Below are 22,660 nucleotides of genomic sequence, written 5' to 3'. Positions count from 1 at the left end.
AGAATAGCTGAAATTAGGTGGCTTAACAATCTATTGTCCTATTGCGCCAGAAAGAAAAAATGCACGCAATTCGCTCCTATCCGATCATTTCATCCTCCATCCAATGATGCCTGGAGGATGCATTCCATTCAAAAAAATTTTTATTAGGGTACTGAAGATTGTTGTTTTGGAGCTGGAGACGGATTATTTATAGGCCATATTTGAGGTAATGCCATGAAACCGAGTTTACTAAGCAACCCCTCTGGTTTGGTTTGTTCCTCAGTTTTGACAGGGTTCAGTTCTGGATTAACACTGGAGTCAACACGTTTATCCAGACTTTGTAGACGCTGAAGTTGCCTTTCTTGAAGTTCGAGTAACTTATTAAAACGTTCTGTACTCGCTTTCAATTCGGATTTAACTTCTAAAAGTTCAGATTCTACTTTGCAAATACGCTCTGCTACTTGATCGAAACTTGCTGCTTTTTTATCCAAGAAAGAATTAAGTTTTTCTTGAAAAGAAAGCCTTTGATTTGAATCAGTTATAGCTGTGCTAGATAGAATTCTTACGGTACCCTCTAAAGTGGAAGCAATCTTTTTAGCTTTTTCTACCTCAGCCCCCATAGATATTCGTACCTCAGATAACTCAGATGTTTTTTGGGACAATAACACCAGACTTCTTGAATGCTCATCTCGAGCTTTCATAAGTTCTTTTTGGGTTGTTTCAAATTGCTTATTTTGTTTTTCAACATCCAGTTTTAAAGAGGCTGCTGTTTTTTCAAGCTCGTCTTTTGTTTTACGAAGTAATTTTTCGGTTTCTACGTACACTTCAACTTGAGCGCTCAATGTTTCAACTTCTTCATTCAACCTTGAAATATTTCTAGCTAATTTTTCATTTTCTTCTTTAAATCGTTCGATTTCAACGGCTAGTTTTTTACGAATAGCATCTAATGCACCAATAGTTAACTCAAGGATTTCTGCGACCCCAAAAATCCCTTCTTTTAATTTTTGAGCAATGTTTCTCGTATGATAATGATGGTCATCAAGAACGATACCGCTGGTAGTGTATGCTAAGGCGCTTACACCACTAATTGTAACTAGAAATCCAATGTGAGCTGCTGCACCTATGATTAAGGTTGGTCCTGATATGGCAACCCCACCTATAATTCTCTGCCATAAAGGCAACTCTCCCCAAAACGCAGCCGCCCGGGAAATAAGGCTTGGATTATCTTGTAAACTTTCCACTATTTCCCCCAAGCTTTTTTTGACTTGGGCCAAGTGTTGTTGAGTTAAAGCAATACTTTGAAGACTATCTAGGTCATGTTCAGGTGAATCTGGGTTGAGTAATAATTCTTTTGCCGCATCGGAGAAGTTCATCTGTGATAAAGCTTTTTCAATGACGACTCTATTAGTATTAGAGAGGTTTGTATCACTCTTTATAAGTACATCAAGTTCTTGTTCTTTAATAGACATAACACCAGCTCCCTGTGTTTAAGAATCTCCCTGTAAATTCTATTTTTAACCACAAGACATGAATAAGCAAGTAAAAAATTTGTTTTCATGGAGTTATTTTAAGACAATGGTGCTAGGGAAAAGTAGCGCAATTTTTAGCTCTGTAGCGTTGAAGTAAATTCTGCTATTTCTTCGCCCAGTTTATTTCTGCTTTCGTAGAATAATCCTTTGTTTTGTAGGGAAGTTCCTTTATCAATCATTCCCTCAGAGAATCCCAAAGAAGGAATAAGAAGTATATAGCCGAGTAAGGACACCATTATGCCGGCGAGTTCATATAAAATGGGATGATTTATTTTTAGGGCATCGGTTAGTGTTTTGTAGATTTCAATGGACTCTTTAGACGGAGTATTTACGAGTTCAGAGGTACGGGAAATGATTTCGAGTATGAGCTCGTCGCTACCCGACTTTTGCCGATCTAACTTCGCTACATTATTTAATAAATCAAGACCCACTCGCTTAATGTTTCCTTCGGGTAGCTTTTCAAATTGTTCTTGAGTTTGTTTAAGTCTTTTTTTAAGAAGTTTCTTTGTTTGTATCTCAGGGCAGTTCATATCACGCCAGTGAATTAACCAAGATTTCTTCTTGTTCATAATTAAATCTGAGTAATTTGCATTGACATACGTATTTAAAGCGTTCCATATGATTTTTCGATGAAAATTCATACCTCTTCCTTTTACATTTGCAGCTGCTGCATCTAAAGAACGCTCAAATTCTTTTTTAGTTATAGGTTTTTCTAACCTAAAGGACTTCATCAAATTATAGTATGTAGATGATAGGGCGCCACGATCTATTGCATCTTTGCAAGAAAAATTGAAACTTTTAGGTTGGACTTTTTTTATGATGTAATTGGGGAGCTCATATTTGACGAAGTGCACCCAAACTGCTTGTTTTTCTGCGGAAGATATAGAGCTTCTATGGATAAGCCCTTGTGCCTTAAAACTCTCCAAAAGTAGATGTGTTAAAATTTGCTGTTCATCAGTCCCAAACAATAATGCTCTTGCTGCGGGGCTAATGTGGAAATCAGAAACGACTTTTTTATTTGTTCTCTCTCCCGCTATATCTAGAAATTCATTAAATACAGCTCTGGTGGATAAAGTATCATCTATTTTTTCGAAGTCGGAGGACTCCATTAAACCTTCATTTGCTGGAAGGGTAATGACTAAGACCTTGAGGCTCGGATCGTCTTCAAGTTTATGTAGTGCTAGAGTTAAATCTCTTTCTTTAGCTCCAGCTATATCATACTTACTTCGATCCAACCCCAAATTATTAAAATAGATATGACATATTTGTTTATTCGATCTTTCGGCATTTATTTGTAACCAACGTTCAAAAAGAGGGCTGATGCGAGTTTTCCCACTATGGCGCTGGGCTTGGGTGCTAAAACGATACTCTGTTGGATCTGAAGGGTCCTGATAGGAAAAGTTTTTGATTGTTGGCAGATTGGTTTCTTGTTGGGGTTTAAAGTCATCCGAAAATAAAGAATAAAGACGACGGTAAATTCCACCTTCGCTATGGGGAGAGTGTCGATTAACTTTTTTATCAATGTCTTTTATTGTTTTTTGAATTTTTTTTTCTACATTGGATTTCCGAGGATGTATTTTGGCACCAATATCATTTATCCAATCAGAAGATTCTTCGAGGATCTTGTTGTCATTGTGGTAAATCGCTAAAACTAATTCATCCAGCTTTTTAACTTGTTCTGCTGGATTGTTCTCAATATACGTCTCTAAAGCAGCGATACAAGACGAATATAAATTACCATAGGGATAAGCATTATTATACGGTTGCTTCATCACAGTGTGTAATTTGGAAAATTCAGGCAGGAGTTGCGCAATAGGGCATTGGTCAATTGCAGCTTTTAATTGAAGAAAATAAGTATAGCAGTTACGATTATGAAGTGCATCGCTAGTTAGATTTGCTGCATTTTTTGCGTTGGTGCTCATAATTTTTATATGATTGTGCAAATTGAGGTCATTATATAGAAAAGGGAGTCATATTGGAAGAGTCGTTAGAAGTATTGATACCGAGTACAAAAGTGGAATATCAAATTTTTTTAAATATTTGCCATCCTGAGTGGAAGGAAATTCTAATCACAGCATTGAAAACGATGGATCAGAATTATTTGTTTCAGTTAATTCATGATAAAAATTGGTTGCCGGGCGCAGAACGATTACTTGCGGCGTTCAATTTACCGTTGGCAAGAACTCAATACATTTTATTAGGAGAATCCCCATATCCTCGTAAAGATTCAGCAAATGGATATGCTTTTTGGGATAACTCCGTTGCGGACCTATGGAGTTCGACCGGGTTAAGTAAAACAGTTAATAGGGCAACTTCTTTGCGTAATTGGATAAAAATGATGCTTTGTGCCCGTGGCGATTTAGGTTTTAATACGTCACAAGCTGATATAGCCTTACTGGATAAAAATGATCTGGTGCAAACGGCCCAACAATTGTTTGAAGGTATGATGAATAAAGGTATTTTATTGCTCAATGCCTCATTGGTCTATAGTGAGGGTAAAGTTCCTTATCATGCTCGCCAATGGAAGCCTTTTATCCAAAGTCTGTTGGAGCAGTTAGTTCAAGTTAAACCTAATGTTCAGCTAATTTTATTAGGTAAAATAGCAGAAACCGCAGCTCAGAATAAATTGCCTATAGGACTTATTGCAGAACATCCCTATAATGTGAGCTTTATCACGAATCAACACGTGATCAATTTTTTTAAACCTCTGGATTTATTAAAATATGAGTAATTCTGAATCAACAATTAACCCTCAAGAAATTAGTAAGTTTGCTCAGCATGCTAACTTATGGTGGGATAAAGAAGGGCCATTGAAAACACTTCATGATATAAATGAAATCCGACTGGATTTTATTAAGCAACATGTTCACTTAAATGGTTTAAATGTTTTGGATGTTGGTTGTGGCGGTGGGATTTTATGTGAAGCTATGGCAGGTACTGGAGCAAATGTTACGGGTATCGATGCAGAACCTACAGCAATTTCTGTAGCACAAGAACATGCAAAAAAAAATCATTTGAACATTAACTACCAATGTACTTCAGTTGAAACATATAAAGATCAAAGTTTTGATGTTATTACCTGCATGGAAATGTTGGAGCATGTAGAAAATCCTGAGCTTGTTTTTGAACATTGTAGACGGTTACTTAAGCCTCATGGGTTTTTATTTGTATCAACAATCAGTAGAACAGTTAAAGCCTATGCTACTGCAATTATTGCTGCTGAATATGTATTGAATTTATTGCCAAAACAGACTCATGATTATAAAAAATTTATAAAACCCAGTGAGTTGTGTGCTATGGCCCGTCCTTGGGACTTTAATTTAATAGATTTGAAAGGTATGGATTACAACCCTTTTCTGAGAAAAGCTACGTTAGGGTCGGATGTAAGAGTTAATTATTTGATAGCTTTTCAGTAATAATAAACGAGCTAGTACTTATCTAAGACTGGAATTAAAAAAGCCAGTCTTAGATTCTTGAGATTCCGTTATGTGTCACTATGGGTATTCTGATTTTTTTCGGAAATTTGTTTCTTGTTATAACGCTCCAAATAACGCTGATGAGCGTATCTGGCTTGTTCTTGTGTCACTACATCTACTTCATTCCCATAAATATCAATACGCGCAGCATTCTCTTTTTGGCAGTTTAGATAAGCTGGTGAAGCACTATAGTAGCTTAAAGCCTCACGTATCGCTTTTTTGCTAAAAGGCGGGGTATCTAGTCGTTCGTAGAAGTCGATGATATCGTCAAATATTCCAATTTTCAGAGGTTTGATCTGATTCCCTTTTTTAAAAAAGGCATTTGGAAAATGTTCAATAAGCCAATCTATGACATTTAGTTTATCTTTTTTTACTGTAGTTAACGGTTGTTTGTCCATCATTTTGCTCTAAAGCGTAATCTAGATGCTGAATAAACTACCACATCTTTTGACATAATCAAGCACTTGTATGTAAAGACTGTTATTAGTTTTAGTTTTTTAGTTAAAAATAATACGCTTTATTGAAAACGTAGCACGTTTTTTTGCTCTATCTCGTGTAAGAGATTTCTCAATTCAAGCAAAGAGAATTGCTGCTTTCTTTGCCCTAGATTATAGTGATTTTTCATAACATACTGTTTTTTAACTAAAATTTTTAGAATATGCTTTTTGAGCCACTTAAAATTTGTTAGGGAAAGACACTGAGGTCTGCTTGCGCTTCTCATTATCTATGCTAAATTTTAAACATGGCTTGTATGGATATAAGTCACACAAATGGAATTGTAATCATATGGATATGATTTATCATGGATGATAATAAGAACTTTAACGTTCTTATACGGATGACTGCGAAAGCCAGGGTTTATGCCCTGGCTTTTTTTATGCTACTAAATAGCCTGATCGAGATAAAAACTTTTTATCAGGAAAATAGGCGAAAATCACAGACCCATTTTTAATTGTATTAATTACGGGTTTTGCTAAAGTTTGAGCGATCGCAGGACACCCCCAGGATAGCCCAGCGCGACCTGCTCGCTTTATGAAATCAGGTTCTACATACCAAGCTCCATGTATTACTACACGTCGACTTAATGCATTGTCATTAAATCCTTTATCTAAGCCCTGTAAATTAAGCGAATATCCTTTATGCCCTATATAGGTGTCTTTTGTAATGTAGGTACCTAAGCTTGATTGTTTGCTTGAAGGAATATTGGAAAAATGACTGGCCTTATTCACACCCGAATTTTTTCCGTGTGCCACATAAGTGTTATATAAAAGACGTTCTTTACGAATATCGAATACCCACATTCGTTGTTTGTTTGAGGGTAAGGAATAATCTATAACTGTAAGTACAGGCTTTTTAACAGAGCCTCTTTTACTTGCGTTTTGGTACGCAGTTAATGCAAGTCTTAAAACATTTTTATTCAATTGGGGTGCTTTATGGCTCAAATGTTGCAATTTGCTATTAATATCTGAATCTGACCTTGCTGCAAACGAAGGTGTGCTTGAGGTTATATTACTAGTTAAAATTACGGTTGAGATAAGAGTTAATAGAGTATTCATACTGCTCCTTTCTTCTATAAATCGCCGTTATAGTTTCTTCGAAAAAATGGTGATTATATTAACAATTCACGTAATTGTAAAATCATGAGTCCTTTATTTGCCCATCAGGGAAAAATATTACTCAATTCATATGCTTAACCCTGTATTGAAAAAATGTATAGATTAAACAATGGTCTATATGATTCAAAAAAGACCAATTTGAGTTGTCAAATTGAGCGCAAATAGATAAAAAAAAATTCAAAAAAAATAAATAAATACCAGAAAAATGATCGAAATTTAGGTATAATAACTCGATTTACCGCCGATTTATCTTTTGTTCCTAGGCAAAATAACCGGTAATGCATTCCATTTTAGATGGCGCTAAATTATACTTGGCTGTTAGTTTTTAAACTCTTTTAAACCCAGCATTGACTTGTACTTCTTTGTGTTTCAAGAGTGAACGGGAAAAAGATTAGTTATATTTGATTGCGGAGAATACTATGCTGGAAAAGCAGATCATACAATTACCAGAAGGCTTACGTGCTGCTATTAACCATGCCTATCGTATCGATGAGTTGCCTTTAATAACCGAACTTTGTGAAAAAGCGGCGTTAGGGCAACAGCAACTAATTAACATTAAGGATAGAGCTACAAAATTAGTTGAGTCAGTGCGCATGGAACGAAAAAAAAGCACGGGAATTGATTCATTTTTGACTGAGTATGCTTTATCCAGTGATGAAGGTATTGCTCTGATGTGTTTGGCTGAAGCACTATTACGTGTTCCTGATAGTGCTACAGTAGATAATTTAATTAAAGATAAATTGTCGGGTGGAGATTGGAAATCACATATAGGCCAAAGTGATTCATTCTTTGTTAACGCAACAACTTGGGCATTGATGCTCACAGGGAAAATACTCACTCCGGAAAAAGCCGAAACCACATTAACTAAATCTTTAATGAAGCTTGTTAATCGCAGCAGCGAAGCGGTTGTAAGAAAAGCAGTTGATAAAGCCATGCGCATTATGAGCAAACAATTTGTTATGGGACGCACTATTAGTGAAGCCTTAAGCCGAGCCAAAAAGAAAGAGGCGCAAGGATACCGTTATTCATATGACATGTTGGGTGAAGCTGCTCTTACATCAATAGATGCATTGCGTTACTTTGAAGCCTATAAGGAAGCAATTGAAACCATAGGAAAGCAGGCTGATAAAGACTCTGATGTATATAAACGTGCAGGTATATCTATAAAACTTTCTGCATTGCACCCACGTTATAACGAAAGTCAGCATGATCGCGTTATGGAGGAGTTACCCGTTAAACTACTCGCTCTGGCTCGATTGGCAAAAAGTTACGGAATTGCCCTAACGGTTGATGCAGAAGAGTCTGAGCGTTTGGATTTATCACTAGATGTAATGGAGCGTGTTTTTAATGATGCAAGTTTGGATGGTTGGAATGGTTTCGGTTTAGCGGTTCAGTCCTATCAAAAAAGAGCCTTTTATGTATTAGATTGGGTTGCCGCTCTTGCAAGAAGCAAGCAACGTCGAATCATGGTGCGATTGATAAAAGGAGCTTATTGGGATAGTGAGATAAAAAAGACACAAATGCAGGGTTTTAAAGAATATCCTGTATTTACCCGCAAAGTTTTTACAGATGTTTCTTTCCAGGCTTGTGCTAAAAAAATATTGACCATGACGGATGCCATTTATCCTCAATTTGCAACCCATAATGCCTATTCGGTGGCGATGATTTTAGATATTACTGGTGATTATCGAGACTTCGAATTTCAGTGTTTGCATGGAATGGGTACTGAGCTCTATCAACAAATAGTACCAGCCGAACGTTATGGAATCCCATGTCGTATTTATGCGCCAGTGGGAAGTCATGAAGATTTACTTCCCTATTTGGTACGTCGTTTGTTAGAAAACGGAGCAAATTCATCATTTGTAAACCGCATCGTTGATGATAACGCACCGATTAGTACGTTGGTTGAGGATCCTGTAGAAAAAGCCAGATCTTTATTGCATAAGATGAATCAAAATATTCCACTACCGGAGGATATCTTTCAACCCAGCAGAAAAAATTCTAAAGGGTTTGATTTTTCTGATCGTACTGAGCGAGCTCTTTTACAACAAAAAATGACCCAACTTAAATTGCAACAGTGGACTTCAGGCCCCATGATCTCAGGAACTGCATCACTTAAAGGTGAAAAGCAACGCGTTGAGTCGCCGCAACTCACTGAAAATATTATTGGAACCGTTCAAAATTCATCCCTAGAAGATGTGGAGCAAGCATTGGTACAAGCTGTGCAGGCATTCCCAGGATGGTCTAATACTCTTGTAAAAGAAAGAGCCGCATGTCTTAACCGTTTTGCTGATTTATTACAGGAACATTCCGCAGAACTTATGACCATCGCATGTCTAGAAGCCGGTAAGACCATGAATGACTGCATTTCAGAAGTGCGAGAAGCAATAGATTTTTGTCGTTACTATGCGATGCAGGCACAACAAATTTTAGCTGCTCCTTTGCGTTTAACTGGTTATACAGGAGAGCTCAATGAGCTTAGTTTGCATCCACGTGGAATCGCACTTTGTATCAGTCCCTGGAATTTTCCCTTAGCAATTTTTACAGGTCAGGTTGCTGCCGCCTTGGTTACAGGAAATTGTGTTATTGCAAAACCAGCAGAACAAACCCCATTAATTGCTGCTTATACAGTTAAATTAATGCATCGAGCAGGAATTCCAGAGGCCGTTGTACAATTGCTTCCTGGACCTGGCGAAACCATTGGGGCTGCATTAGTTTCCGACAAAAGAATTAAAGCAGTATTGTTTACAGGTTCTACGGACACAGCAAATCTAATTAATCGTACCTTAGCAACGCGTGGTGGTGAACTGATTCCTCTAATTGCTGAGACAGGCGGCCAAAATGCGATGATTGTAGACTCGTCTGCACTATTGGAACAGGTAGTAGTCGATGCGGTTAACTCTGCCTTCGGTAGCGCTGGTCAAAGATGTTCTGCGCTCCGCGTATTATTTGTTCAAGAAGAAGTATATCCACGAACCATTGCTCTTTTAAAAGGAGCTATGGCTGAATTGGTAGTAGGCGATCCCCGTTGGCTGGTAACTGATGTTGGGCCTGTGATTGATAAGGCTGCTTTATCCACATTAAAAAATCATGTGGAGCATATGAAAAAGCGTTTTGAAATTATTTACCAATGCCCTTTGGATGAATCTTTGGAGTCGGGATACTTCATGCCACCCACTGCGATTGCTATTGATCATATCAATGCATTGGAAAAGGAAGTCTTTGGTCCGGTATTACATGTAATCCAATTCAAACGAAAAGATCTCGATCAAGTTATTAAACAAATTAATGCAACAGGTTATGGTTTAACCTTGGGTATCCATAGTCGAATTAATGAAACAGTAGAATATATTAGACAAAATATTCATGCGGGTAACTGTTATGTAAACCGTAATATGATAGGTGCTGTTGTTGGATTACAACCTTTTGGTGGAGAGGGATTGTCTGGTACCGGTCCTAAAGCAGGCGGCCCAAACTATTTGATTCGACTTTGCCATGAACGCACTTACACAGTTGACACTACTGCTGCAGGAGGTAATGCAAGTTTAATGTCCTTACCTGATTAGTTTATATCTGGGGCGTAATTCAGTATTTTGATTGAGTTACGCCTAGATTGCTGGCGCAACAGGATGTTGCCATTGCTCATTCAGTGGAGTTATTAATGAATAAGATATTCTATGTAACCCAGGCTTTAATTTCTATGCTCATTTGTTGTGTTAGCAATACGTTGCTCGCAATGACTTTTGCTCCTCCTCAGTCGAATCAATTTATTTCTTATAATGACGTAGGTGAAGGTAAACCAATCGTATTAATCCACGCATTCCCTACAGATCAACGATTATGGCAGGCCCAACAAGAAGGACTTAAAGAGCGCTTTCGAGTGATTACTTTGGATCTATGGGGATTTGGTGAGTCCTCATCTGTGGATGGAAATGCCATTCCTATGACTGAATATGCCAACGAAGTAAAACAGTTATTAGATTACCTAAAAATAGATAAAGCAATTATTGCTGGAGAGTCTATGGGAGGTTACATTGCGCTAGCATTTTTAGATAAATATCCGCATCAAACGCTAGGATTAGTGCTTTCTAATACCCAAGCTGTGGCAGATAGTCCTGAAACAAAAGTAACTCGGGAAAAAACTGCACTTGATGTTCTTGAAAATGGAATGGAAAATTTGATAGAGGGTTTTATGATCAAGGCACTTGCATCTAATGTCTCATGGGAACTAAAAACTTATCTTCGTCATATTCTAAGCTTGCAAAAGTCAACTGCTGCTGCATCTGCCTTGCGTGGAATGGCACTCCGTGATGACACCTCATCTGTCCTTGCAGCAACAAGGGTGCCTATTTTAATTATTACAGGTGAGATGGATAAAGTGATTCCTCCACAACAAAGTATCGATATGCATTCACTTGCCAAAAATAGTCAATTAATTGTTTTGCCTAATACAGGGCATTTATCTAATTTAGAACAACCCCAACAATGGAATCAAGCAATAATGGATATGTTTGAATAGTAGTAAGTAGTTATTGCCCGGAGAAACTTGAAGATCCAGCCGTCATCTCATGTCTAGTGTAAGATGGCGGCTTTAGATATGCTAATGTCTTTTAGCAAGAAACCAGGGGATTAATACAAATAAAAGTAATCCACCGATTAAAAAAGATTCAAAGATAAAAACATTACCAACCGGTATTTGTGTGGGCGGTACGAATCCGATAACAATTGCTGTTAGACAACAGAGAATCCCAATGATACATAATAACCACATCACCATATTACCACCTGGAACGGTGTAGCCTCGATTCAGGTTGGGTTTACTATATCGTAGTTTAATAGCAGCAGCAAACATAAAGACATAGACCAATAAGGCCATTTGCGCACACAGATCACTTAACATCCAGTAGGCCGCATTAATTGAATCTAACAAAATAAAAGCTGTACTAAGAAGGGTAAAAATAATAGCTTGTGCAAAGAGAATTTTTGTTGGAGCACCGTATTTATTTGTATGGGCGAATATTGCAGGTAAAGAGCCATCCCTCGCTGAAACCATTAATCCTTTTGTGGGACCGATAATCCAAGCCGAAACTCCACTGAGTCCACCTAAAATAATTAAAATGGCAATAATTGAGGTCATCCAGGGCATATTATATGCATTAAAAAAAACAGCATAAGCATCGATTAGCCCAGATACCACACTTAAACTTTCATTGGGGACCACGACCATAATAGCTATTGAGCCTAACGAAAGTGTAGAAATGACTAAAATAGTTGAATATAAAAGTGCTTTTGGATAATCCCGTTGGGGATTTTTTACTTCTTCAGCATGAACTGCTGACATCTCCATACCAAGAAGACCAAATAATACTACTGCAAATAAGGATAAATTACCAAATGAACTGAAGTCAGGTAACCATGTCGTTGGATAGCCGACAACCATAGGTTTTCCTTGAACTGCCCATAGTATTGCTAAAAAAATAATAAACAGCATTGGAAATATAGTCCCTATTGTTGCTCCAATAGTGCTTACTATGCTTGATACTTTCATTCCAAAGCAATTGAGTAGCGTAAACAACCAAAACAGACCCAGCACGGTACCCAACAAGTAATACTTGTTGCTCCCTAATTCTGGGACTATTAGATAGGATAGGGTTGCCGCGATAAAAGCCAGTATCGTTGGATACCATACCACATTATATATCCACTGTAGCCAAATAGTAATAAAAGCTGCTCGTTTACCGAATGCTTCGCGAACCCATACGTATATTCCACCAGTTTCGGGATAGGTTGTTGCTAATTCTGCCGCCACTAAAGATACAGGAATAAAAAAGGCAAATGCAGCTACAACGTAATAAGAGACTAATGTAAGTCCAAGTTTGGCACTAATAGGCAAAGTACGTAAGCTATCAACAGCAATAACGTTAATCATTACTAATGAAAAAACACTTAGAACCTTTTTAGGGTGATTCATGATTTGTCCTTAACAAATGCGGTACAAGCAAAACTTTGAATGCGCAATGCCATTATCATTAATGAAATTAAAACTAAAAAGTAGTTTGATTTTTAGAATCATAAAAAAGTGAGCATTAGATATTTGGGTGAACTGAATCTCAGAGCGGTTGGGCCTCAGGCCCAACCCAGACGTTAACCTAATCATCTCAATTACACAGGTTCCTGAGAACGTATTGAAGAATCCCACCATTTTTATAATATTCTAATTCATCAGCAGTATCGATACGGCATAATGCTTTGATCTTCTCAACTTGACCATTGGAACGCTCAATGGTGACAGGAACCATTGAACCAGGCATTAATGAATCAGTTACGTCGATGCTAACACGCTCATCTCCTTTCAAATCGAGAGTTTTACGAGTTATACCTTCACAAAATTGTAGAGGTAAAACACCCATGCCGATTAAATTTGACCGGTGAATGCGTTCAAAGCTTTCAGTAAGAACGGCTTTGACTCCAAGTAAATTGGTGCCTTTTGCTGCCCAATCCCTTGAAGAGCCAGTACCGTATTCTTTCCCAGCAATCACTACGAGATCATGATGATCTTTTTGATAAAGCATTGCTGCATCGTAAATGGGCATAACTTCCCCAGATGGAATATACCGGGTAATGCCACCTTCTTGTCCCGGAGTCATTTCATTGCGGATGCGAATGTTAGCAAAAGTACCTCTCATCATTACTTCATGGTTACCACGACGAGAGCCATAGGAGTTAAACTCCTTTTCATCAACCCCTTTGGATTTTAAGTACAAACCTGCTGGAGAGTTCGCTTTGATTGAGCCTGCTGGAGAGATGTGATCGGTTGTAATTGAATCACCAAATAAAGCCAAAATATAAGCCTGTTTGATTGATTTAATTGAATCAGGTTTTGCTTTTAGATGATCAAAAAACGGTGGATGTTGAATGTATGTTGAATTTGCGTCCCATTCATAGGTTTTTCCAGTGCTTGTTTTAATTGATTGCCAGTGTTCGTCACCGAGAAAAACTTCCGCATATTCTTTACGGAACATGCCACCAGTAACTTTAGATACCTCAGTAGCAATTTCAGCATTAGATGGCCAAATATCTTTGAGATACACATCATTCCCTTTATCATCTTTGCCAATAGGATCTTTACTTAGATCGATTGTGGTCGTTCCGCATAAAGCATAAGCAACTACTAAAGGCGGAGATGCTAACCAGTTTGCTCTGACTTGTGGATGTACACGGCCTTCAAAGTTTCGGTTTCCTGATAAAACAGCTGAAACGACGAGATCGTTATCACTGACGCAGTGAGAAATAGCATCCGGAAGTGGACCCGAGTTACCGATACATGTAGTACAGCCATAGCCAACTAAATTAAAACCTAATTGATCCAAATAAGGTTGTAACCCTGCTTGTTTGAGATAATCTGTAACTACTTTAGATCCAGGAGCTAAAGAAGACTTAACCCAAGGTTTGCGTTGGAGGCCTTTTTCAATAGCTTTTTTGGCTACTAAACCTGCTGCCATGAGTACACTTGGGTTTGATGTATTGGTGCAACTGGTAATGGCGGCAATAACCACATGGCCGTGTTTCATTTGGAAATCATGATTTTTAACTGGGAACGAAGAATTTGTTTCCTGTTCTTTCCCAGCTTCCTTAAGAAACTTATCGAATTCCACAGGTAGCGTATTTAAAGTTACTTTGTCTTGTGGGCGTTTCGGGCCAGCTAATGATGGGACAACAGAACTCAAATCAAGTTCTAGGGTGTCTGTAAATACAGGATCTTCGCTGTCATTTTCATACCACATACCTTGGGCTTTAGCGTACGCTTCGACCAATGCAATAGTATGTTTATCACGGCCGGTCAACTCTAAATAACGAATGGTTTCTTTGTCTACTGGGAAAAAACCACATGTAGCGCCGTATTCCGGAGCCATATTAGAAATTGTAGCGCGATCAGCAAGGGGCAAATCACTTAACCCAGGGCCATAAAATTCAACAAATTTGCCAACCACACCTTTTTTTCTAAGCATTTGGGTTACAGTGAGTACGAGGTCGGTTGCAGTGATTCCTTCCTTCATTTTTCCATGTAATTTAAATCCGATAACCTCTGGGATCAACATGGATACAGGCTGTCCTAGCATGGCAGCTTCTGCTTCAATACCTCCAACCCCCCAACCGAGCACACCCAAGCCATTAATCATGGTTGTATGAGAATCTGTACCTACTAAAGTATCTGGATAGGCATATAAAGTGCCGTCTTCAATACTACTCCATACAGTTTTTCCTAAATATTCAAGATTTACTTGATGGCAAATCCCAGTTCCAGGTGGTACGACTTGGAAATTATTAAAAGCTTTTTGTCCCCAGCGTAAAAATTCATAACGCTCATTGTTTCGCTTCATTTCGATTTCAGTATTTACAGTTAAAGCGTCTTTACTGCCAAACTTATCAACCATAACTGAATGATCAATGACTAAGTCAACTGGAGATAATGGGGAGATTTTATCGGGATTACCACCCATTTTAACAATAGCATCTCGCATTGCGGCTAAATCAACTACAGCGGGAACTCCAGTGAAGTCTTGCATTAATACACGAGCAGGCCTAAATGCAATTTCATGTTGTGAGGTTTTATCGTTCAGCCAGTTGGCAACAGCTTTAATATCTTTAGTGGTAACTGTATTGTCATCTTCGAAACGCAATAGATTTTCAAGCAGCACTTTAAGCGAATAAGGAAGACGATGGATCCCATTTAAATGTTTCTGTTCCGCTTCTTTAAGGCTGTAATAATGATAAGTTTTTCCATCTACATGTAATTGAGATTTTGTTGATAAGCTGTCATGACCTACTTTCATAAGGAGCTCCTGAAATCAAAAACCGAATGATAGCTCAATTTTAAGAAAATTCCATGAGTTCTTATGAAATTAGGTCAGAACTTTTTAGAATACAGTAGCATTCTGAGTAAGCCCTGGACCATCGTCAAAATCTAATTCTGGATTATTGACTTTAGCAGCAGCTTCAAAAATAAGTTTTTCTAAACCCTTTACCTCTGAGGTATCAAGAGGCCCAGGGGTTAATAAAGAGGCAACACCAGGAGCCAACAGAGAAATACCAATTGGAAGTAAAATTGCAGTTATCAATGGATTAAAGAATAACGCAGCAAAGGAAGCTAAGATAAGCGCTGCACCTAAGATGGTCGCAGCTAGTGAGATATTATGCCGAAAGGGCTCTTCGATTACCTTAGTAACTCCCACTGGATAATAATTTTTATGGTTAAGATAAGAATCTACATAGGTACTAGTTTTAGGTGAGTCAGATATACACTTTGATAAGGTCTTAGCAAAAACATAATATTGAGCTAATATTCGTTGGGTTTCAAAAGGATCTGGGTTTTGCTTCAGGGCAGTCTCAAACTCCTGCCTTCTCAAGGCCAGCAAATCAAGAAAAGCGTTTTTATTATTTTCTTCAATTAGTAATTTCAACGCTTTATTAATCATATCCGAAACTGATTCGTGCGTATATTTTGGCTTATAAAATGAATTTTTACCGTACATGATATTTACTCTTCAATATTTTGAGTGCGCAGATTAACATTGTTTGATTTGATTTAAAATAGCTCTTTTAGGTTAATTTACACTCAAGAAATATTTTTTAACAAAAAATTAATAGTTATGTGTTTATTATTAATTGGTATGGATATTGCTATCTAAATCTACAAATTTAGGAGAATTGGAATGACTGACTTGAGTAAAGCAATATCAAATCTACCCGCTATTGACCTTTTCTCAAATAATTTGTCGGATAACACTTTAGATGGCGAAATTTTGACGAAAACGGTAGAAAACTCACAGATGCAAAATCCTTTGTCAAATAATGATCCTAAGGACGTAGATGAGTTTCTATTTTTATTAACTCATATTGGGACCCCTATATCCAATCATCAAGAAGCTAAACAAAATTCGATTCCAGTTTCAGAAGTAATAGCATCATTGAGTTCCATAACTGGTGCTTCAGTAATTGATTCTGAAAAAGTGTTAGAAAACCCCATATCAGAAGAAACGAATGAAGAACAATCCGCACATGTTATGGAAGATAATGTTGCTGTTTCATGGATAAATTCTCCGTATTACCAGAATGTAATCGAAATGACAAAATTAAATATGGACCTACAAGATGACAAGGCAATTGAAAATAGAACCCCAATAATGCTTGAGACAGAAGAGGACGTTCCAACTTTCGGAGAAAATAGCGACGCTCAAATTCAAAACAGTTTAACTCAACAGGTGGTAGAAGATTGGGTTATTCAAAATGAATCTTTTTTATCTGAAGTGAAGCAGGAAGCTGATGCAAACTGGACAAGTAATGATCAGAAAACCGATTCAGTTGAGGATAAAAATATAAGTATAGGGGCAAATGGCGAGCTGAATGTAACAATAAAAACCCAAGAAACTCTAAACCCAGTTCAAAAATTTCAAAATGTGAATGAAAATATTATAACCCAAGAAGAACAACAAACCAATGCACCGGCTTTAATTGAAATTACAGAAGTATATGGCTTATTACCCAATTCTCATTCGTACCCAATGATAACACCGGATTCTTCAAATCTTATAGAGTCCACTGTGTCCAATATAACTTCAAGGAATATTCTAGCATCGCGTGAAGAACATACAAAATCAATGAGCTCACTGATTCCCTTGGGTCCTAACGCTAATTCCTTGGAAGTGGAAAATTTGGAGAACCAGATTATATTTCAGCCTTTAAATCAAATAGAAATTCAAAATGAAATTATGTTACCTACTGACTCAAAGCTAACCCATCTAATCGAGCATGTTAATGAAATAAACTTAGCATCCATGGTAAATGTACTGGCTACTGTGGAAATTAATACCCCGACTCGTACTCTCGATATATCTCAAACCCTAACTATACCTATGGAAATAAATAATCCGGAATGGTCAGACCAATTTTCACAGCATATTATCTGGCTTGGGCAGCAAGAGGTTAAAGGTGCAATAATTAAAATAAATCCTGAACACTTAGGACCGTTGGAAATAAGCCTTAAGATAATAAACGATACCGCTTCAATAAATATAACAACACATAATTCTCATGTACGTGATATTATTGATCAATCATTACCGAAACTACAGGTGATGATGGCGGACCAAGGTTTAAATTTATCAGAAGTGCACATTGATTCGGAAACCCATTCACGTCAATTTTCACAACAGAATACTCGAGACCCAGAAAAATTCCCTCAAGGAGATGTAGATGAGGTAACCCCCTTAAAAAATAAGAGGGTAATTAAAGGTTTGGTCGATTATTTTGCCTAAGTATTACTTTATTGATTAGAAGTATGAATTTTAACGACAACTTCTTTTACAGCGAATAACACGTCCACTCCAGCGGTCAATGAGACAGCTTCGACTACAGCCATGGCCTATGTATCTCCAGTCTGTCCAGTAAAATTTTCTATGATGACGGTGATGGCGGTAGTGGCGATAAGGTTGCGGGCCATAATATGAAGACGGCCCATAGTATCCAGAATGGTATCCCACAAAATATGCAAGCTGTTGAGCAGGTAGGGCGGAGGTCGCTTCTGCCTTAGCTATATTACTGTAAAGGAAACCTATAAGTATTGCGAAAGATAGAACAAGGAGCCGAAAAATCCTACAGTTTCGAATGGTAACTTTTTCCATGTTGCAACTCCATATTTTGTTGTTACATTAGGAATTATAGATTATAAATGATTTCCCTGAGCAATTTTTGGATACAATTTATGAAGGAAAAAATAATTCTAATTACTGGATGTTCTAGTGGAATTGGTTTTGATGCTGTTTTTACTCTGAAAAAAAGAGGGCATCGAGTTATTGGATCATGTAGAAAAAAAGAGGATGTGCAAAAGCTATTAGATAGCGGAGTAGAGGCCGTTCAACTGGATGTTTCGGACTCAACCTCAATTCAAAATGGGTTTGCGGAGGTATTGGTTAAAACAGCAGGGCGCTTAGATGTTTTAATTAATAACGCTGGGTATGGTCAAGCAGGGGCTCTGGAAGATATCAGACGTGATGTGATGAGGGCCCAATTCGAAACGAACGTTTTTGGGCTACTTGAACTTACTAATCAAGCGATCCCAATCATGCGTAAGCAAGGATATGGTCGTATTATAAATATAAGTTCAATTTTAGGCATTGTCAGTATGCCTTTTCGGGGAGCTTATAATGCATCTAAATATGCCGTAGAGGGTATAAGCGATACACTAAGATTGGAATTAAAATCTTCAGGTATTGATGTTATTACGATAGAACCTGGCCCTATAGAAAGTCGTTTTAGAGATAATTCTGTGGATAACTCATTAAACAACATTGATATGCAACATAGTTATTTCAGTAAACAGTATGAACGGATGTTGACTTCATTTAAGCAAAAAAAAACTGATTCTTTTTTTACTCGCAAAACAGAGGCGGTGATTGATAGTTTGATCCATGCAATTGAATCTAAAAAGCCTAAAGCCCGATATCCGGTAACATTTCCCGCCCATCTCATGATTTTTTTAAAATGGATTTTAAGCGTTAAAATGTTAGATAAATTCTTTTTGCAGGTTTCCAAAAAAGAACTCTCCTAATTGCACTTTCGAGCTAACCAACCGAGATAAAAAGGGGATGAAATAATAAACTTTTTAAAAAAAGGAAGAAAAACTCCAATTTCTTTGCTAATATCTAAATGGGTTAAAATCATTAACTATCAAGGAAGTAAAATATGAAAAAATCAACAATAGCTGTAGCTGCTCTTTTAACTGTATTAGCAGCTCCTGTAGTATCTGTTGCTTATGCAGATGATGCATCTACTACTACAAGTACTTGTAATGGTTGCAAAGGTTGCAAAGGTTGCAAAGGTTGCAAGGGTTGTACTGGCTGCAAAGGCTGCAAAGGTTGCAAGGGTTGTACTGGCTGCAGTGGTTGCTCAGGTGACTAATCTGTAGCTTGGGTTCTATCAAGAGGTAGTTCTCACTACCTCTTCTTTTTCCTCCCTAATGAAGTAAGAAATATGATTACTCATGCTGAATTCACGTTACCCAAACTTAGCAATTGGCACAAAAATATTTATTTGAATTACGCCAAGCAAGTTTTAGAAGCCCAACAATTAATGACAGCAAGAAAGGGTAAAAGCATCCTGCATTATACCTTACAAAAGAAACGGCGTTTTGAACGGATGAGTCATTATCCTCGCGGGGATCGTATTGATCGTAAAACTGGGGCTCAATATTTTTATCATTGTCATAGAGAAAATTATGAGAGTACGGAGCATGGTCATTTTCATTGCTTTTTACGTTATAAACACATACCCAAAAGTATCAAACCCGCTCCTTTAGCAGATTGGGATAAATATATTGATAATCCTATGACCCACTTGATTGCAATTGGCATGAATCAACTTGGGCAACCAATACGCTTATTCACGGTGAATCGCTGGGTTACTTCGGAAATTTGGTATAATGCGGAGTACAGTGCGCGTCTACTTAAATACTATAAAATGACGTTAAGTGATGATCCTTATTGGCAAGTTTTAGACCGCTGGGTTGAAGGGATGATTCATTTGTTTAAGCCACAAATTTTATGGTTGCATCAAGAGCGTGATAAAAAAATTATGCATCATCAAGCAAATAATAGTTCCATCGATAACCCGTATCTGGATTATGAGCTTGAGGAACTTTCAGAAATTCCAATTGACTTAAAACACCAAATTGAATGGATAATCAGATAGTAGTTCTTAATTGAGAGATTGATTTTTTAAACCAAATACTTGTTTAATAAGACTCTTCCAGTCTCCAACTTCAAAAATCAAAAGGATTAATCTGTACTATAATTTACATGCAAATTATAAATTCTTGGAGTATTTGCATGTCATCCCACGCTAAAAATAGGACTGTTGACGATATTGATTCTATACATGAATATTATATGGAAATTATCAATTCCATGCCTAACATCGTGTATTGGGTAGATACCGAATGTAATTTGAAGGGGTGTAATAATAACTTTGTCAAATTACTCGGGCTAAATACTCTTAAAGAACTCAAAGGATCTCCTTATCAAAAAATGGAGGAATTTGCCCATTGGAATAAGGAACGAGTAGAGGAATTAAAATTAGAAGATATGAGAGTGATATTTTCAGGTATTCCTCAACATAACGTAGAAGAAAAAGCGATTGAAGACTCTACAGGTAAACCTTATTACTTTCTCTCTTCTCGCGTACTAATGCATAATCGCAATAAAAAAGTAATTGGATTGATCGTTATTTTAAATGATATTACTTCAACTAAAGAAGCTGAAAAACATGTTGAGGTTTTACCAGAAGACACCCAAATGATTGAGCCTTCATTAAAGGAAAATTATTTACCCACTGTGCTAATGGTAGAAGATAATATTATTGCACAAAACGTTGAAAAAGCACTGCTCACTGCGTTACATTGTCGGGTTGATATCGCTGATTCTGCTGATAGCGCAATAAAATTATTTCAGCCCGGAAAATATGATTTGGTGTTAATGGATATTGGATTAGAAGATTCGTCTGGCTATGTTGTCGCAAAACAATTGCGTCAACAAGAGAAAAATACACAATACCATGTTCCTATAATTGCCCTAACTGGTTTTGAAGCAGATGTAGTCAAATACGATTGCCAGCATTATTTTATGGAAGGGGCAATTAGCAAACCTTTAACCTGTGAACAAGCCGAACAAATTATCAAACACTATGTATACCACATGGATGTTCCGGTGCGTGGTTTGAAGACAACTTAGTATGCTGCTATTATAATCATTTTAAATGAATTTTCTATGAGCAGTAATTCAACTGAAGTCGGTCGTATTTTATCTTTAGATGTTTTTCGTGGGCTGACTATGGCATTAATGGTTTTAGTCAATAGCCAGGGAACGCGAATGACCTTCCCTATACTAGAGCACGCTGAATGGAATGGATTTACATTAGCTGATTTTGTGTTTCCAGCTTTTTTATTTATAGTGGGAATTACTACTGTTATTAGTCTGAAAAGACATCTCAAAGTGGAGAGTAAAACATTACTCTATAGAAGCATCCTTACTCGTACGGTCCTTTTATTTTTATTTGGCATGTTCCTAAATGCATTTCCCTCTCATTTTGATTTAGCCACTGTGCGTGTTTATGGAATTTTACAACGCATCGCTTTTTGTTACTTCATTTGTGCTCTTCTTTATCTTAATACTTCTGTTAAGACTCAGTTTTTTATTTTTTTTGGCATTCTTATAGGATATTGGTATTTTCTGACCCAAATTCCTATCCCTGGTACTGGTATGGATCAATTAAGCATGACAAATAACTGGGTAAGCTATATAGATTCATCATTATTTTCACCTGTGCATCTATTATCGAAAACCTTTGATCCAGAGGGGCTTCTGAGCACTATCCCCGCAATTGCCACGACACTGTCGGGAGTCTTAGTAGGACATTTTTTGTTAACTCCAATTAATAAGCAAAAGAAAAGTATGATAATAATTGCAACAGGCATATTATCTCTTTTATTAGCTTGGATATGGAGTTACAACATCCCCATTAATAAAAATTTATGGACCAGCAGCTTTGTTTTATGGAGTAGTGGTTTTTCACTTATTGTTTTTGGTTTATGTTTTTTTATAATCGATGTTTTAGGGTATACAAAATGGTCCTTGCCTTTTAAGATCTTTGGCATGAATGCATTATTTATTTTTATTTTTCATGTGCTTTTGTTAAAAATTCAATCCATGTTTGTTGTTACACTGCCTAATGGGGCACACGACGTATTACGAGTTGCGATTTCAGAATATTTGTTTGGTGGTTTGGGTCCACAATGCGCAGGGTTATTTTACGCCTTACTTTTTCTTTTCTTTAATTTTTTAGTTGCCTCTTTTTTATATAGTCGAAAAATATTTGTTAAAATTTAAACAATTTCATGGGAGATTCAACGACTTTGCTCGCTCTGGCGTAGCCCTTACATATTGTTCATCCTTTGTGAGTTAGCTATAATAACAGGTTAGATTAAACTGTCTGAAGTTAATGGAGTGGT

General features: G+C 37.2%; 17 protein-coding genes. 10 read left to right on the top strand and 7 right to left on the bottom strand.

The features are described from left to right. Positions 1-143: 143 nt before the first annotated feature. Both ACWTE2_RS00970 and ACWTE2_RS00965 read right to left on the bottom strand, forming a co-directional pair. Positions 144-1,448, bottom strand: a complete 1,305-nt coding sequence (locus ACWTE2_RS00970; protein ID WP_454783778.1) for a LegC2/C7 family Dot/Icm T4SS effector — start codon at positions 1,446-1,448, stop codon at positions 144-146. Between the two features lie 134 nt (positions 1,449-1,582). Further along, positions 1,583-3,430, bottom strand: a complete 1,848-nt coding sequence (locus tag ACWTE2_RS00965; protein WP_454783777.1) for a hypothetical protein — start codon at positions 3,428-3,430, stop codon at positions 1,583-1,585. A 53-nt stretch (positions 3,431-3,483) separates the two neighbouring features. Between ACWTE2_RS00965 and ACWTE2_RS00960 the strand changes: the two genes are divergently transcribed. Together ACWTE2_RS00960 and ubiG are read left to right on the top strand one after the other, a co-directional pair. Beyond that, positions 3,484-4,239, top strand: a complete 756-nt coding sequence (locus ACWTE2_RS00960; RefSeq protein ID WP_454783776.1) for a uracil-DNA glycosylase family protein — start codon at positions 3,484-3,486, stop codon at positions 4,237-4,239. Then, positions 4,232-4,924, top strand: a complete 693-nt coding sequence (ubiG, locus tag ACWTE2_RS00955) for a bifunctional 2-polyprenyl-6-hydroxyphenol methylase/3-demethylubiquinol 3-O-methyltransferase UbiG (protein WP_454783775.1) — start codon at positions 4,232-4,234, stop codon at positions 4,922-4,924. The genes ACWTE2_RS00960 and ubiG overlap by 8 nt, the downstream gene beginning before the upstream one ends. A 68-nt stretch (positions 4,925-4,992) precedes the next feature. On the opposite strand, the gene ACWTE2_RS00950 is transcribed toward ubiG, so the two are convergent. Then, positions 4,993-5,382 carry a ProQ/FinO family protein gene (locus ACWTE2_RS00950; protein ID WP_182393655.1) on the bottom strand — a complete coding sequence of 130 codons (390 nt, stop codon included), beginning with the start codon at positions 5,380-5,382 and terminating at the stop codon, positions 4,993-4,995. Between the two features lie 477 nt (positions 5,383-5,859). Further along, positions 5,860-6,540, bottom strand: coding sequence for a murein L,D-transpeptidase catalytic domain family protein (locus ACWTE2_RS00945; RefSeq protein WP_182390704.1), 681 nt, complete (start codon positions 6,538-6,540; stop codon positions 5,860-5,862). A gap of 479 nt (positions 6,541-7,019) precedes the next feature. Between ACWTE2_RS00945 and putA the strand changes: the two genes are divergently transcribed. Together putA and ACWTE2_RS00935 are read left to right on the top strand one after the other, a co-directional pair. After that, entirely contained in the window at positions 7,020-10,166 is a 3,147-nt protein-coding gene (putA, locus tag ACWTE2_RS00940; RefSeq protein ID WP_454783774.1) for a bifunctional proline dehydrogenase/L-glutamate gamma-semialdehyde dehydrogenase PutA, read from the top strand. Positions 10,167-10,261: 95 nt separating this feature from the next. Beyond that, positions 10,262-11,119, top strand: a complete 858-nt coding sequence (locus tag ACWTE2_RS00935) for an alpha/beta fold hydrolase (protein ID WP_454783773.1) — start codon at positions 10,262-10,264, stop codon at positions 11,117-11,119. Between the two features lie 81 nt (positions 11,120-11,200). Here ACWTE2_RS00935 and ACWTE2_RS00930 read toward each other — a convergent pair whose 3' ends face one another. The 3 genes from ACWTE2_RS00930 to ACWTE2_RS00920 form a co-directional block, all read right to left on the bottom strand. After that, positions 11,201-12,571 (bottom strand): APC family permease, encoded by a 1,371-nt coding sequence (locus tag ACWTE2_RS00930; RefSeq protein ID WP_454783772.1) that lies wholly within the window; start codon positions 12,569-12,571, stop codon positions 11,201-11,203. 187 nt (positions 12,572-12,758) lie between these two features. Further along, complete coding sequence (acnA, locus tag ACWTE2_RS00925) at positions 12,759-15,434, bottom strand: aconitate hydratase AcnA (RefSeq protein ID WP_454783771.1); 2,676 nt, start codon at positions 15,432-15,434, stop codon at positions 12,759-12,761. An 84-nt stretch (positions 15,435-15,518) separates the two neighbouring features. Then, entirely contained in the window at positions 15,519-16,133 is a 615-nt protein-coding gene (locus ACWTE2_RS00920; RefSeq protein WP_454783770.1) for a lpg1689 family Dot/Icm T4SS effector, read from the bottom strand. A gap of 180 nt (positions 16,134-16,313) precedes the next feature. Between ACWTE2_RS00920 and ACWTE2_RS00915 the strand changes: the two genes are divergently transcribed. From ACWTE2_RS00915 to ACWTE2_RS00890, 6 genes are all read left to right on the top strand, one after another. After that, the gene (locus tag ACWTE2_RS00915) at positions 16,314-17,915 is read left to right on the top strand and encodes a flagellar hook-length control protein FliK (RefSeq protein WP_454783769.1); all 1,602 of its coding nucleotides are present in this window, start codon (positions 16,314-16,316) and stop codon (positions 17,913-17,915) included. A 446-nt stretch (positions 17,916-18,361) separates the two neighbouring features. Continuing rightward, the gene (locus tag ACWTE2_RS00910) at positions 18,362-19,207 is read left to right on the top strand and encodes an SDR family NAD(P)-dependent oxidoreductase (protein ID WP_454783768.1); all 846 of its coding nucleotides are present in this window, start codon (positions 18,362-18,364) and stop codon (positions 19,205-19,207) included. A 134-nt stretch (positions 19,208-19,341) separates the two neighbouring features. Beyond that, positions 19,342-19,557, top strand: a complete 216-nt coding sequence (locus ACWTE2_RS00905; protein WP_454783767.1) for a hypothetical protein — start codon at positions 19,342-19,344, stop codon at positions 19,555-19,557. A gap of 72 nt (positions 19,558-19,629) precedes the next feature. After that, positions 19,630-20,346 (top strand): DUF6969 family protein, encoded by a 717-nt coding sequence (locus tag ACWTE2_RS00900; RefSeq protein WP_182390697.1) that lies wholly within the window; start codon positions 19,630-19,632, stop codon positions 20,344-20,346. A 137-nt stretch (positions 20,347-20,483) separates the two neighbouring features. Beyond that, on the top strand, positions 20,484-21,383 hold the full coding sequence (locus ACWTE2_RS00895; protein ID WP_454783766.1) for a response regulator: 900 nt from the start codon (positions 20,484-20,486) through the stop codon (positions 21,381-21,383). Positions 21,384-21,419: 36 nt separating this feature from the next. Then, positions 21,420-22,538: an acyltransferase family protein gene (locus tag ACWTE2_RS00890; protein WP_454783765.1), complete on the top strand. Its 1,119-nt coding sequence runs from the start codon at positions 21,420-21,422 to the stop codon at positions 22,536-22,538. Positions 22,539-22,660 lie beyond the last annotated feature (122 nt).

This window comes from Legionella nigrisilvae, from assembly GCF_977063395.2.
This window is presented reverse-complemented; position numbering and strand designations above follow the sequence as displayed.

Excerpts from the sequence above, each read along its gene's own strand:
- ACWTE2_RS00970 (WP_454783778.1), bottom strand. The coding sequence starts at position 1,448 with ATGTCTATTAAAGAACAAGAACTTGATGTACTTATAAAGAGTGATACA.
- ACWTE2_RS00965 (WP_454783777.1), bottom strand. The coding sequence starts at position 3,430 with ATGAGCACCAACGCAAAAAATGCAGCAAATCTAACTAGCGATGCACTT.
- ubiG (WP_454783775.1), top strand. The coding sequence starts at position 4,232 with ATGAGTAATTCTGAATCAACAATTAACCCTCAAGAAATTAGTAAGTTT.
- ACWTE2_RS00950 (WP_182393655.1), bottom strand. The coding sequence starts at position 5,382 with ATGGACAAACAACCGTTAACTACAGTAAAAAAAGATAAACTAAATGTC.
- ACWTE2_RS00945 (WP_182390704.1), bottom strand. The coding sequence starts at position 6,540 with ATGAATACTCTATTAACTCTTATCTCAACCGTAATTTTAACTAGTAAT.
- putA (WP_454783774.1), top strand. The coding sequence starts at position 7,020 with ATGCTGGAAAAGCAGATCATACAATTACCAGAAGGCTTACGTGCTGCT.
- ACWTE2_RS00935 (WP_454783773.1), top strand. The coding sequence starts at position 10,262 with ATGAATAAGATATTCTATGTAACCCAGGCTTTAATTTCTATGCTCATT.
- ACWTE2_RS00930 (WP_454783772.1), bottom strand. The coding sequence starts at position 12,571 with ATGAATCACCCTAAAAAGGTTCTAAGTGTTTTTTCATTAGTAATGATT.
- acnA (WP_454783771.1), bottom strand. The coding sequence starts at position 15,434 with ATGAAAGTAGGTCATGACAGCTTATCAACAAAATCTCAATTACATGTA.
- ACWTE2_RS00920 (WP_454783770.1), bottom strand. The coding sequence starts at position 16,133 with ATGTACGGTAAAAATTCATTTTATAAGCCAAAATATACGCACGAATCA.
- ACWTE2_RS00915 (WP_454783769.1), top strand. The coding sequence starts at position 16,314 with ATGACTGACTTGAGTAAAGCAATATCAAATCTACCCGCTATTGACCTT.
- ACWTE2_RS00910 (WP_454783768.1), top strand. The coding sequence starts at position 18,362 with ATGAAGGAAAAAATAATTCTAATTACTGGATGTTCTAGTGGAATTGGT.
- ACWTE2_RS00905 (WP_454783767.1), top strand. The coding sequence starts at position 19,342 with ATGAAAAAATCAACAATAGCTGTAGCTGCTCTTTTAACTGTATTAGCA.
- ACWTE2_RS00900 (WP_182390697.1), top strand. The coding sequence starts at position 19,630 with ATGATTACTCATGCTGAATTCACGTTACCCAAACTTAGCAATTGGCAC.
- ACWTE2_RS00895 (WP_454783766.1), top strand. The coding sequence starts at position 20,484 with ATGTCATCCCACGCTAAAAATAGGACTGTTGACGATATTGATTCTATA.
- ACWTE2_RS00890 (WP_454783765.1), top strand. The coding sequence starts at position 21,420 with ATGAGCAGTAATTCAACTGAAGTCGGTCGTATTTTATCTTTAGATGTT.